The sequence below is a fragment of the Paenibacillus intestini genome, assembly GCF_030803945.1.
In the GTDB taxonomy this organism is placed as follows: Bacteria; Bacillota; Bacilli; order Paenibacillales; family Paenibacillaceae; genus Paenibacillus; species Paenibacillus polysaccharolyticus.
This window is the reverse complement of record NZ_JAURUN010000002.1, coordinates 810,433-824,371: the sequence shown is the minus strand read 5'-3', so window position 1 is coordinate 824,371 and position 13,939 is coordinate 810,433. Positions and strand designations below refer to the sequence as shown.

General features: G+C 41.0%; 12 protein-coding genes. All 12 read left to right on the top strand.

The window, feature by feature from the left end; all coding sequences use genetic code 11:
• The 12 genes from J2T16_RS08780 to J2T16_RS08725 all read left to right on the top strand — a co-directional run bounded on the left by J2T16_RS08780 (position 1) and on the right by J2T16_RS08725 (position 13,924).
• Positions 1 to 3,474: a phage tail spike protein gene (locus tag J2T16_RS08780; protein ID WP_499018153.1), complete on the top strand. Its 3,474-nt coding sequence runs from the start codon at positions 1 to 3 to the stop codon at positions 3,472 to 3,474.
• A 30-nt stretch (positions 3,475 to 3,504) separates the two neighbouring features.
• Positions 3,505 to 4,122 carry a distal tail protein Dit gene (locus J2T16_RS08775; protein ID WP_499018152.1) on the top strand — a complete coding sequence of 206 codons (618 nt, stop codon included), beginning with the start codon at positions 3,505 to 3,507 and terminating at the stop codon, positions 4,120 to 4,122.
• 20 nt (positions 4,123 to 4,142) lie between these two features.
• Positions 4,143 to 4,778 (top strand): hypothetical protein, encoded by a 636-nt coding sequence (locus J2T16_RS08770; protein ID WP_499018151.1) that lies wholly within the window; start codon positions 4,143 to 4,145, stop codon positions 4,776 to 4,778.
• Between the two features lie 10 nt (positions 4,779 to 4,788).
• On the top strand, positions 4,789 to 5,430 hold the full coding sequence (locus tag J2T16_RS08765; RefSeq protein ID WP_336122215.1) for a hypothetical protein: 642 nt from the start codon (positions 4,789 to 4,791) through the stop codon (positions 5,428 to 5,430).
• 9 nt (positions 5,431 to 5,439) lie between these two features.
• Positions 5,440 to 5,928, top strand: coding sequence for a PAAR domain-containing protein (locus tag J2T16_RS08760; RefSeq protein WP_139168889.1), 489 nt, complete (start codon positions 5,440 to 5,442; stop codon positions 5,926 to 5,928).
• Between the two features lie 24 nt (positions 5,929 to 5,952).
• A complete protein-coding gene (locus J2T16_RS08755; RefSeq protein WP_499018150.1) occupies positions 5,953 to 7,107 on the top strand; it encodes a hypothetical protein in 1,155 nt (384 codons plus the stop codon).
• A 21-nt stretch (positions 7,108 to 7,128) separates the two neighbouring features.
• On the top strand, positions 7,129 to 7,671 hold the full coding sequence (locus J2T16_RS08750; protein ID WP_499018148.1) for a hypothetical protein: 543 nt from the start codon (positions 7,129 to 7,131) through the stop codon (positions 7,669 to 7,671).
• A gap of 84 nt (positions 7,672 to 7,755) precedes the next feature.
• Positions 7,756 to 8,376, top strand: a complete 621-nt coding sequence (locus J2T16_RS08745; RefSeq protein ID WP_244159306.1) for a hypothetical protein — start codon at positions 7,756 to 7,758, stop codon at positions 8,374 to 8,376.
• 36 nt (positions 8,377 to 8,412) lie between these two features.
• Complete coding sequence (locus J2T16_RS08740) at positions 8,413 to 8,985, top strand: hypothetical protein (RefSeq protein WP_499018147.1); 573 nt, start codon at positions 8,413 to 8,415, stop codon at positions 8,983 to 8,985.
• 4 nt (positions 8,986 to 8,989) lie between these two features.
• Positions 8,990 to 9,676: a hypothetical protein gene (locus J2T16_RS08735; RefSeq protein WP_499018146.1), complete on the top strand. Its 687-nt coding sequence runs from the start codon at positions 8,990 to 8,992 to the stop codon at positions 9,674 to 9,676.
• A gap of 2 nt (positions 9,677 to 9,678) precedes the next feature.
• Positions 9,679 to 12,324, top strand: a complete 2,646-nt coding sequence (locus tag J2T16_RS08730; RefSeq protein ID WP_499018145.1) for a discoidin domain-containing protein — start codon at positions 9,679 to 9,681, stop codon at positions 12,322 to 12,324.
• A 55-nt stretch (positions 12,325 to 12,379) separates the two neighbouring features.
• Positions 12,380 to 13,924, top strand: a complete 1,545-nt coding sequence (locus J2T16_RS08725; protein WP_499018144.1) for a discoidin domain-containing protein — start codon at positions 12,380 to 12,382, stop codon at positions 13,922 to 13,924.
• Positions 13,925 to 13,939: the final 15 nt, after the last annotated feature.

Here is a 13,939-nt window from a genome sequence, read left to right as displayed (position 1 = left end):
ATGGAGAAAGGAGTGGAGACATTGCCAGGTATTATAGATTATATGAAAAAGCCTATGCAGCCCCAGTATTTCTTGGCCAAACCGAATCGGGAGATCATTAGTAAACTAAGTGAGATCTGCCATGATTCGCTCAGTATTCGCTTGAATGATATTAGTGAATTGACCTTCTCATTACCGTATCACGTGGATATAGCCCATGTGTTGCATAAAAACAAAAACGTAGAATTAATCAAAGAACGTTACTTGATTAAAATGGTGCAAGGAGCGCATATTGAATGGTTCACCATCAACAGTCTTGAAGATGATCTTGGTGATTCTGACATGTTAAATGTGCGTTGTTACTCTCTGGCTAGAGAACTGGCGGACAAGCGTATCAATCGTTATTTGGCAGAGTCATATCATGCAGAGCAGGTACTCACAGAGCTATTGGCGAATACGCTTTGGAATCTCGATGTTCTGGATGCTGACTTTAAATTAAGCTACAGGACATTTGATTTCTCGTCTAATAGCGTGCTTGAGGCCGTATTTTCAGTAGCAGAGACATATAATGCTATCGTTCATTTGGATACAGACCAGAGACTGATCAGCATGACCAAACCTGAACTAACCGGAATTAATCGGGGATTGACCGTAGGGTATGGGAAGCTGTTAAAAAGCATGAACCGAGAGACGAGCGCCGAAGAAATGGTCACGAGATTGTATGCAACAGGTAGAGATGGATTAGGCATTCAAAAGGTGAATCCTACAGGACAGAACTACATTGAGAATTATGGATATTGGTTATACCCATTTGAACGGGATGCTTCCCGTAAGGTGACTTCCTCCAGTCTATGGATGTCCGATTCGTTATGTCATGCGCTACTGGATTACAATGCATTGGTGGATGCAAACAGGGAGAAGTTTAATCAATATCTGAACCAACTGGAGATTTACGAGAAAGAGTTAATTCCATTACAAGTGGATCTGAACAAGCTACAAAATGATGAGGCAGTATTGGAGGAAGTAACGCTGTCCCAACAGTTCGCAGATAAAATGTTTTTTGAAAAGTATACTCACTCGGGTACCACATCTCGAATCTTTCAGGTAAATGCTGATTTTGCGTATGCAGTTATGATCAAACTTGAACCCGCTGCTGGAGTAAATCTTTCCGTGAATGGAGCAGGTGTTAGCGCGGTATCCGGGAAGTGGACTGTGCTGGGCAAGTATCGAGGAACAAGTTCCATCCATGTAAGTTTAGACGGAGGAACAGCGAATTGTTTTATTCAAGTCAATTCAATCAATCTGGATGAGTACCAGACATCTTCGAATGAAGCAGCTATTGTGGAGCGTTACAGTCTGGATCAGAAGAAGAACCAAATTTCATTGAAAGAGCTTGAAATCACCAGCCTTAATGGAAAAATTGATGATGTCAAAAAACAGATTACACAGCTCCAGGTTCAATTGGCGGCAGAAAACAATTTTACCTCAGAGCAGTTGCAGGAGCTCAACTACTTCGTCATTGAACGTGAATTTAACGAGGATACATATATCGATGAGAAGGATTTGTACGACGCTGCATTGGAAAAATTCAAGGAATTACAAATTCCACAACTATCCGTAGATATAGACGTCGTTAACTTTCTGGAGATTGTAGAGGAACAGTTCAACTGGGATAAGCTCAATCTCGGCGATTTTGTTAATGTGAAATATGATTCCATAGGTATGAGTGTGACTGCACGTATCAGTGAAATTCAATATGACTATGAATCTTCATCGATCAAACTGACGTTATCCAACATCAAAAATGTAAATGATGAGTCTACCCGAATAGAGAAATTTTTGAACGAAACCAAAAACACGTCAATCGTCGTGGATACGAATAAAACCAAATGGGGCAAGGCTGTAGTAGATTCATCCGATATGAGTAAGCTATTCGATCGCTTCTGGAATAAGGTGACGAATGAAATTAATATGTCCGTCAATAACACGGTGGATATTAACAACAAGGGAATCACCATTACAGACCCTGATGATCCGCTACGGTTTCTACGTCTGACTAATGGTGCACTTGGGCTAACACGCTCAGGAGGATTGAGATATGAAACGGCGATCACAGCAGATGGACTTATTGCAGAGATGGTTCTGGGCAAAATTATTCTGGGGCAACGAGTAGTCATCGGTGATACAACGGGTGTATTTACGATTGAAGGGTCCAGACTCATGATTGATGATCGGTGTGGAAGGGAAGTCGTTAAGCTTGGGTTACTTTCAGATCAGCCAGATCGCTTTGGATTTTATCTGAATCGGTATGCCTCTTCCGACTGTAATGATACAACCAAGGTTAACCGGGTTTCCATGACCGCTGATGAAGGATTTGTTATTGAACGTTTTCGTAACGGAGTAGCTGATAAAACGTTTGGTACTTCGCTAGATGGTGATTTATTTATCAAAGCGGGTGTGGATGACCAGGTCTTTACCATCGATAAAAAGGGATTAGCTCTTGGCTCAAGTGTATGGGAGAGAGCGCCTTTCCATGCCGATTATTACGGTAATGTCTGGATGAATAAATTGTTTGCTGATGCTGCCGAGATTAAAAACTCCATGTTCAAGGATGGTGAGATCGAGGGTTCTTCACTTACCTTGCGAGATGGAACGGGTGTAATGAAAATGTTCCCGTTAAAAGGATTCTGGGCTGGCGCAGAAGAGTTTGAGGATGCTGTTGCATCCATCGGCATGGATGGTACGGCAAAATTCAAAAAACTTAAAATTACAGATAACCAGAACACATTATTGATTGATTCAGAACAACGTAAAATTTTCATGAATCAATGGGATATTGTGGGGGCAGGTGCGATTGATGCAGAATTGATAGCGGCCAAGATGGTTACGGCAGAAGATGGTTTTATAAGTTCCATCGTTTCGGGCAAAGTTTCGACGTTAACACGTTCGGCTGTGCAAGGATGGTCTAATTACATCAAGATTGAAGGGAAAGAACTATCATTTCTCACAAGTATGGCTCAAAGCGGAACCGGAACCCATAAAGCATTATCGGATGGGCGGAAGCTGTATTGGCGAAATGCAACTCAGTCAGGTGAAATGACGACGGATACAACGAGTTGGCCAGTAATGGTGTATGGCATGACGGACAAGACCAAGATGAAGCTTTATTTCGAGGGAGACGGACAGGCGGCCTATCCTATAATTAGCATGGGGGAGGGTGACGCAAGAGCATACGGCAAAGCACTAATCACCAAGCCGAATGGATCGCTCGAATTGTTATATACCGCGCAGTCTACGGGACGAGGCAGGAACCTTAAATTTACAGATGACAAAGTCATTGTAGAGTCTGAATCCGCGCCTATTGAGCTAAGCGGCAAAGAGATTATTTTCAAAACGGAAGCAGGTTCAACGATCCATATGAAGAGTGATGGAGATATTGAGATCAAAGCGAGTCGTAATGTTAAACTGAACGGTCAACGCATAGATCTGAACTAGGCCCGTATGAGAAAAATCCATGGAAAGGAGGTGATTACTATCACGATTCGGGATGCACTGTACTTTTCCTATGCAGGTCGAAAATCTGTGGATTTTGGCATTGTGAACGTCAATCTGAACAGCGGTATGCTGGAAGAAAGTTTTGCCCCTTCCCGGAGTATTGTGGAGGAAAAAGTCAAAGGAAGGGACCGGCCCTATTTTATAAGAACAGAGGTTGAGCCCTTGCAGTTCTCAGTTTCGTTTGCATTTGAAGAAAGCTGGGATGAAGACAAAATCAGAGAAGTGGCAAGATGGCTGACGCAGCATGATTATTATCAGGAATTATCGTTTACGACCGAAGAAGGGGTCAATCCTGAGAAGATTTTCTATGCTCTTGCTGTTGATGAGGCCACACTTATACACAACGGGTTAAGACAAGGATACATCTCGTTAACCTTCAGGTGTGATTCGCCTTATGCTTACTCTCCTGTAATGACAACCCGCAGATATGAATGGAAAGGGCAGGATTATGTACATAAACCTAATTTTGATGCCGGAACGGGGTCGAAACCTATCCTTGTGAATGCGGAAGGTCATTTGACGTTGAGCACGGTTAAACCCAAGTGGAGTGACTACCCTGAACATACCCAATGGGTTGATTTGAGATGAACTCAGAAAGGAGAGATAACATGTCAACATATACAAGCAAGCTGCAATTAAAACTGCCTGCATTCACGGATGAGATAGAAAATACGATTCGTGATCTGGGTGAAAATTTTGAGAAATTGGATCAAAACGCAGATGACTTCGCAACCGAAATTCCAACCCAAGGTGATTACAAGCAAAATGTAATGATTCGTAATGGGAATTGTGTATATGGCAGCTATTATGGCTGGGTGAACACTCGCACAGGTAAAGCTGCACCGAAATGGAAAAGTGTACAGTCTTATCAAAATGGGGATTACATTGTGCCAACAGTGGACAACGGCCATGTATATCGCTGTGTGCAATCCGGATATTCGGGTTACCGTGAACCTGTTTTTCCTATTTCAGAAGGCATTGAATTTGAAGATCTTCGTGCAACCAACGGGTGGGCTGCAAGCACGTATTATCAGAAAAACGATATGATTCTACCTTCTGTCGATAACGGGAGGTATTATTTGTGCATTCAGGCCGGAGAATCCGGGGATCAAGAACCTGTGTGGGCTATTACGGATGGGACGACAACATATGATAAAAACGCCGTTTGGGCAAGTCACCGCATTGCAAAATGGAAAGAGATCGGTGCTGCGGTCTGGTTCCGTCCGTTTGGAAAGATAGAGTAGGTGCATTTATATGGCAAATTGGCTAGCAATAACGCATCAAAAAGGGCAATATGTTTCTGACTCGATACAGATTCCTATTGAATCAGGAGGCGTGTTAAGTCATGTACATTGGGTAACGGAGGATGTCACGGCAAACTCCCAGATCGTCATTCAGACCCGTTATTCGGTAGATGAAATGGAATGGACCAATTGGGAAACTTGCCATAATGATGGCCCTGTCCCTGGAATGAATGAAGATACGGCTGTAGATCATCCTTATCTGATGTACCGTGTATTATTGACTGCTGCGGATTTGAACAAACCGCCCAAATTGCAAGAAATCACATTTACATTTGAGCCGGTTCTCGTTTTATACAATAAAGGTGACCAGATCTGTAAGCCGGAGATTTGGATTCACAAACAAGGAAATGGTGAAATCCGTATCATAAATCAGACACGACACGGTGAAGAGTTCCATTTCAAAAATCTGGTACATGATGAAGAAGTGTATGTGGATAACGATCGACAGCACATCGAGACATCACTTCCGGTCACATATAGATATAAGGATTTTAACGATCAATTCCTCCAGTTGTCTGTGGGGAAAAATATTTTGCGTATTCGTGGAGATGCCGGAATTCAGTTCAGATACCAATTCAAGTTATTACAGTAGGTGTTAGATATGACAGGAGTAGCGTATAACGGTTCGAGTGTAAGCCAGACAACTAAGAGTGGTCATGTCACATATGACATTGAACGTTGGGTTGAACGTTTTTGCAGTAACAGGGACGAAGAAACAGGCGCGTGCTTGAGCTGGGGCGGTGGAGTATGGGTATCAGCAGGCAGTGGGAGTACTAATGCCGTTGTATCACCGTCAGGAGTGGTATCTGCTTCAAACGTTTATGTGAACGGGCGAGCGATTGCATGTCTAAATGACCTGGTTCCCGATACGTGGGAGGCTAACCCTGCTGTACCAACAAGCAATGGTTCCACTCGATATGTTAACATAAGTCCTTCAAGATCAGGCAGTGGACAGGGCAGAGTGACATCAGGCAGTTCAACCGTATTTGCGGGTGGTAGAGCTCTCGGAAGCATAAATTCAGCAGCTCTTTCATCTTTGGGAACATCGGCGAGAATTACAACTGGCAGCAGTAACGTATTTACCAACTGAATGTAATCGAAAGGAGGTGAGGTATTGTCGAATCTGCATACATATATGCAATATCATGATCCGCTTACGATAATTGCTCGTAAAGGAAGCGTAGAAGACCCGTTTGTGGATCGAACAGACTCGTTGCCTGTTATCAATGGTCTGATTACGTTACTTGAGATCCCTTCTTTAACGGATAAAGTGACGATTAGTAATTTAGTTGAAGTTGATCAACAAGTTTTTGAAAAGAAACAAAAGCTGAACGAGAATGAATTTCTGGTTCACTACGGAATGGGCACAATCCAGTTCCATGCTTCCCAGGAAGGAAGAGTCCACCTATGTCGTTATAAAGGCAGGGGACTCATCATGTACCCAGCTTCCCGAATCTATGCGATGATCAAGCGAAATCCGGATGTAGTCAAAACATTACAGGACTTCATAGAAGAGTCTCAGCGCAAGCTAGATGAGACACAGATTGCGATGGAACGATTAGAGGAAGTTGTGCGCCACTCTGTTCAACAAACAGTCTTGGCCAAACGGGCTACAGACGAAGCTAATGAGGCCGCGGATCAGGCGCTGGAAGCAGCTGGCCGAGCTACTAATGCTTACCAAACAACACGATTAGTTTATAAGAGCCCGGTGGCTGATTATCGCGAATTAAGAGATACGTATCCGTTCCCGGAAGTGGGGTGGACCGTTCAGACGTATAAGGATGGCATGCGATACCGATATGATGGAAACAACTGGATTAAGATCGATGTGTTCGGCCAGAATTTGCAAGTTGTAAATCCATATCGAGATGGTTTGATGAGTGTAGCCGAACATCTGAAGTTAAATGAGATTCCATTGGAAGTCCAGGACCGCGTTGTGGTCTTTTGTAAGGAATCCTATGTCTTTCAGGAGGCCATCGGTGTAGTGGCGCCTTTCCCATTCCAGGGTGAGATTCTGGATGTGAGGGCTTTTTGTGGTGTTTATGGAGAAACGGAGACGGAAATCGTCATAGAGAAATCCAGGGATCTGATTCACTGGGTGGATATTATGGATAAGCCAATTCATTTTAATGCGTTATCGCACGCCGATGACAAAAAGGCTTCATTTACAACCAAACAGGTTGCAGCAGGAGATCTATTTAGAGTGCAGATTAATAAAGCCGGGCTTGGTTTGCAGCACCTTACAATTCAATTAACCATTAGAACATAACTTTAAAGGAGAATGATGATTATGACACAACCGATTGTTACTTGGATGGATGCAACACATAGCAATGAGATTATAGAACCGTTTGATTACGGAGTTATTGATGCCGATAGCAAAAGTGAAATTCGTATTTTTAATGTTTGGAACAATAAAGGTGGAGCCACAGATGTATCCAAAATGGAGGATTGCACATTTACTACACGAGACATGAAAGGAGGTAACGGGAATACGGAAGAATTCGATATTGAAGCTGTAAAAAATAACTGGTTCCATGTGCAGGTGGACTCCCTTGGGGAAAATGATCTGGACGAAGAGAGCTCTCGCGTAGGTAAGGACTTTTCCAAACCGATTGGAACGACAGGGAAAACAACATTAGATCATTCGGGTACACCGTATGCCACACCACTCGTACCGGGAGCGAAAGAGATTTTGGGAGTGAATAATAATGGTCAACCGCAAGATGCGGCAGGCAACTATGTGACGCTTTCCATTCAATGTGAGGTTCCATTAAATGCTCGCAGTGGTAGACAGGAATTCAAGAAACGTATTTCATATCGTTACGTGTAAGGTTAGGAGATTAGAAAAATGAAAGGGACGGGCTATTCGGCCTGTCTCTTTCTGTTTTTATAACGTATTCAAGGAGGTGAATCTGTGATCTTAGGTCAGAAACAGTATGCTCGTTCCCCGGTGCCACAAGCTTACGTTTGGATTGCTGATTATTACGATGGAACGTATTTAAGCGAATATGATTTCCAGACACAGCGCCCAGCGAACTTTTACGATATCCAAAAAGAGAAGCTGGTATATTTCGGTGTTATCGGTCAAGGCTCGCAGGCATATTACAACGTTGCCAATGGAGTTTTCCATATTAATATGGATCGTTATTCGATTGCTTATGAGTCGCACGGGCAAGAGTATCCGTTAACGGGAAGAACCTTTGTCTACAACGATATTATCCAGTATAAAAATGGATCTTCCGAAGCAAGTATGAGAGGACTGGCAGGCGGGCAATCATCGGGAGCTTTCAGAAATGCGATTGAGTGTTTTAATTTTGGCTATAAAAAAACAATGGATCTGCACGATGCGAACATTAGCTTTCAATGTGTGTGCTCTTTACCCATAAATGAAGGTGCATTCTTTCAAATTAAAATCTCTTCGAATATGGACCTGCCAGGTCAGTTGGTGATTCGTAAAAATGGATTGATCATAGATCGAGTTGTTGCTCCGTTGAAAGCTAACCACGCAGGAATGATCAACTGGGATCTTCGCTAGTGATGAAATTCTCGACAAGACAGGAGGTACACGCGGATGGCTATTGAGGAGATTGGGTTAGACATCGATTTGTCTATTGGTACGTATAACAATACGATTTTCCAGGATCAGAAGTTAAGACTCACGGAGCAGGGACAAGATGTGGAAGGCAATGTGATTTATGCTTCCTCCGGTTCGTGGGAATCTAATCCTATTCTGATTCGGGATAAATTTGCTTCTTTTAAAGGCGTAGCTTCAAAGATGAACAGCTCGGCTGGTTCGGAATATCAAATCTATTGGAGTACTTCGGATGATGGATTTCAATGGACGGAATATGAGGAAGTGCAGGAGCAGTCTGCTGTTCCCAAAGCTCAGGCGAAATATGCCAAGGTGAAAATTGAGATATTTGCTGGGAGACAGGAATCGACCTTTTACATAGACAGTTTCATGGAAAAGGGCAAGTATAGTGATCCTTACATAGAAAGTCAATCCGGTGTGCTTCGGTTAAAAACTAAGTACTTATTAAAGATGGATCAGACAGCGGTCACTTCGGTGGGTGCAGTGTATTCTCAAAAGGTTGAAAAGACGAAATTCAAAAAGATGGATCAAATCAGAGTAGGAAAGGGGTGATTCGATGGCAGTTCCTGCAACGACCGGGCAGTTGAGAGAACGTTTGGAGGATATGAAGATCGGTGATTATATTGTCTGGAAATACGATAGTACAATCACTGGATATATTTTTGGAGGAAATACAAGTGGTTATACGGAGATTGCGGTAACGGGACACCCATTAGGAAGTATGCCAGCCAAGTACTTTTGGTATGCGATCAAGGTAGATAAAGGACTATTGATAGCGGATCGAGTTGTAAGCCATACGGTGACGTGGGATTGGTTGAACTCCAATAAATTTGTTGAAGGCTCGCCACATACAATAAGTGGGGTTTCGGGTGCTGTTCGTTGTTTGAGTGGTGGAGTTGCATATGCAGATGTAAACGGAAATAAAATCTTGACTTCAACTAATACAGAATACGGGGCTTGGCCCCCGATTAACGAGTGGGAAAAGTATGTGGTTAATTTCCCAATAAATATGATTTTTACTGGTAAATCATTAAATGATGTTTGGAATTTAAGATGCATGACTTGGTGCAAAGAAACCACAATACCGCTATCAGGAACTATCCCCGGAGGTTGGACCACGGGCGGTAGAACTGTTCGTTCTGAAAATACAACAAACAGCAAAGATAGGTTATGGAGCACAATTTCCAGTTACTCTAATACGGCAGTAGGTTTTCGTCCAGTATTTGAATATAAAGAGGTGTAATGATGGCGACAGTAGGAGATCAAATCAAAGAACCAGAAGCAGGGTGGAGACGATATGATGACACACATCCTGGTTTAAAGTATATAGGAACTTGGACTACTCCATCCCCAACAAACACAGCTTACTATGGTGGAAGTATAAGAGTAACTAGCCGAGCCGTTGATAATAATTATGTTACATTTTCCTTTTTTGGAACAAAACTTAGAATTATCTCTGACTTCTATTCAGATAGGCATTCTGATAACGCTATTACGATAGATGGTGTAACAGAGACATACAGTGCCTTTCGTGCAGCAGGTACATCTAGTCTTCAGCAAGCTATAGTTTACGAGAAAATTGGACTGACCCTTGGCGTTCATACGGTGTCTATTGCAACAGGACATAATCGTATTAATTTCACATTAGATGCAATTGATATCGACGAAACAGGATATTTGACTAGGTATGCTTTAACAATCCCAGAAGCAGGATGGTATAGATTTGACGATATGCATCCTGCGTTGATATGGGGCGGATCGGTCACTTCGGTTAGCAATAGTACAACAGATTATAATGGTACACTCCATTACTGGACCGGTACATCTACCGTTGGTGCGAGTTTAGAATTTACGTTTATAGGGACGAAATTGCGGTTAATTGCTGGAACGACACCTACTCAAACTAAAGAAGTTAGGGTATCTATAGATGGAAATGTAGAAACCTATAATCCGTATAATGCAACAGATATAAGACAGATGGTAGTTTATGAAAAAACGGGACTTACTAACACCCCTCACACTGTCAAGTTGGATTCAGTAATAGCAGGAAATTGGGGAATTGATGCCATAGATATTGATGATAAGGGATATTTACTAGCTCAAGTTGGACAGCAATTGACTGCTCCAGAACCAGGGTGGAGAAGATACGATGATGGTCACAGTGCTTTTGTCTATCTTGGAGAAAATTGGATATATCAAACAGGGGTATCAGGCCTATATAATTCTACGCATCACTATTCCGCTCAAGGAAAAGGTGACAATGAGATTAGGTTTAAATTTTATGGAACCAAATTAAGGTTTATATCAAGTACAGGCAATAATTTTGCTGATAATATATCAGTAATTATCGACGGGAACATTGAGTATTTCAGCTCGAAAATGGGAACATCAACAGCTCTTAGACAGCAACTCACGTATGAAAAGTTGAATCTTCCATTAGGAATTCATGAAGTTAGACTTCTCAGTGGAACGAATGGGGATTGGAGATTAGATGTTGATGCTGTAGATATCGACTCAGATGGTCGTTTGTTTCATCCAGATGAAGTAACCAATGTTTCCGAACTTGAAATTGGTAAGCGCATTAGATGTCATTATCAGTCTTCAACAGCAAATACAGTGGGTGTTTTTAGTGGATTAGGAGAGCAAACTTCTGAACTAATTCCTCCCATGAGTTCTGCAACGCCAAATGGCGATTTTTACTTTATTATGGTTGAAGATTGGAATAAGCGTAAGCTACTAGTAGCAGATCGAAATATTCAGTTGATTAGTTGGGATATGATTAATTCCAGTGGTATGGTTGTTGGTGTGCCTGTTCTTCTATCAGGGCTTAAAGAGACAGCTATCTCAATTCGTCTACTCACAGGTGGTATTAATGCTTCAGATAAAAACAATGAGTGGGACAAATATATTGTTGATTCTACACTAAATAGAACAATTGCTGCTGGAGATGTTAATGTGTGGAATTGGAAATTGACTTCATGGACAAGTACCACTACGCCTTCGAGTTCAAGTTTTAGAATCGTAAGAGGTAACACTAAGAGCGATGAAACAAGTTATACAGTTTCTAGTAGTACGTCTTCATCAGGATTCAGACCGCTAATGGAAATTGTAATTCTTCCTATGTATAGATCACTAATTAAACAAGATGGAGAATCATACAAAACTTTGCGTGATGTTACTTCATATATATATTCTACTCGAACGGCAGTGTCTAAAATGACCAACAACAATTCCCCATCAGGTGTAGCAAGTGCTAGTAGCATTTTTAATTCTACTTATGATGCTTGGAAAGCATTTAATGAGACAGTGATTGATTTCAGTGATTGTTGGGCGACTGCAAATGGTATAGTTTCTGGATGGTTAGCGTATAGATTTTCTTTTCCAATTAGTATTTACCAATATTCAATAACATCAAGGAACAGTACAGATTCCCAGGAGGCAAGGGAATCAGCGCCAAAAAGATGGGCTTTTGAAGGATCCAATGATGGAGTCAATTGGACTGTTCTTAACACAGTGACTAACTCTACTGCTTGGAATAATAATGAAACCCGAACTTTCAAAATATCTGAAAACACCATTTCCGATTATCTAAACTATAGAATAAACATCTATGAAAATAATGGTTGGTCTACTTGGACTACGATTGCAGAACTTAAACTATTTCAAAGAACAAAAAATGTAGATAGGGAATGGAGTATCGTATCGAAAAATTTACCATCAGGAAGTACTTTCATTAATGAAGGAATGGATGGTCTATCTGTACTTGACAGAAAATCAAAGGGGTTTAATCAAGTAATGACTGACGCCGGTAACTTAGGTTCAGGTAAGTTGTTTAAATCGAGTATTAATTTGAAGAAGTTTTTTGAAATAACAAATGTAAACGCGGAGTAGAGATTATACGCTACTTCTTTTTGATTCTTGATTCTTTTAAAAGGAGATGCTTTTTATGGCAACATTGGGTGAAAGGTTACCAGCACCAGAAGATGGTTGGAGAAGGTATGACAACCTACATTCTTCAATCACCTATACAGGAACTTGGCAAACGGAAACCTTAGCTTCCAATTACAATGGGTCAGCTACCTATACACAAACCAATGGAGCTACTGTTAATTTTAGTTTTCAAGGCACAAAGCTAAGAATTATAGGTGCAAGGTTGGCTGGCAGAACAACAACAACACAAGTAATTATTGATGGAACACTTCGCGGCACAATTAATGAGACTTCTACTAGTGGTGGAATGACACAAGCTTTAGTATTTGATATTTCAGGACTAACAGAGGGTATGCACATAGTACAAATAAAAACGGTGGACACCGCATTATTTATTTTTGACGCTATTGATATTGATTTTGATGGATATTTACTCTGGGGAGTATCCAAATCTCCAGAAACAGGATGGTCACGATACGATATTATAAAAGACATGCCTAACGTTACTTTTACAGGTGTATGGAATACTAATTATACATTTGCAGGATGGTGGGGAAGTACTCTAACTTCGACTAGTACTTTTGGTAAGATAGGTTTTTGGTTTTATGGGACAAAACTACGTATTTATGATAGTCCAAATACAAATAGATCAACAAAAAACAGGATTTCAATAGATGGACTAAATAAAGAATACAGTGGTTATCGTACAAGTGTGTTAGATCAAGTTATAGTTTTTGAAATTACAGATTTAAGTTTAGGGTATCATTATGTAGAGATTTCTATACCTTCAACGGAGACTGGGAAAATTCTTGCAATCGACTCTATTGAAATCGATTCAATAGGCGAATTTAGAAATCCTTATAATAAGATGATACTTTCATCTGGAGACAAATATTACACTGTATTAAATGATGGAATTCAAGAAACTACATCCATTCCTAGAATGACGAGTAACACAACACCAGAAGGCGAAGTTCTTGTTAGCAATTCACCTAATGGCAATGCAACTTTCGGATGGGAAGCATTTGATGGTGGATTAAATACAAATTGGGGAGGAAATGCTCTTCCTACTACTATGCCCAAATGGATAGGTTACAAGTTTCACAAGCCAAAAGTTATAGTTAAGTATAGGTTATACATTACGAATACCACGTACTATCCACGCAATTATGAATTTCAGGGCAGTAACGATGGTATAAATTACGACACCCTTCATTCAATAGTGGGTGGATCTAGTGGCATATTAAATTATATTATTCCAAATAAGAAAGCTTACACACACTATAGGCTTTATATAACTGCATTAAGTTCGGGCTCAACTCTTCCTTGTGTATATGAACTTGAAATGTTTGAAATGAAACCTTCTTATATCATTGAGATGGGTAGTGTGACTGAGTTGGACTATGTGAATAAAGGTGCAGATGAAGTAAATGCCTTCAACCAAATTGTGAATGTTAAGAAGAAAATAAAAAAAAATAATACCATACTGGGTTCAGGTAAAACCTTTGAGCACACAATTGATATGTCAAAACGCCGAGCAGATAAAATTACGCTTGGTTAAATTTATGAGGGACAC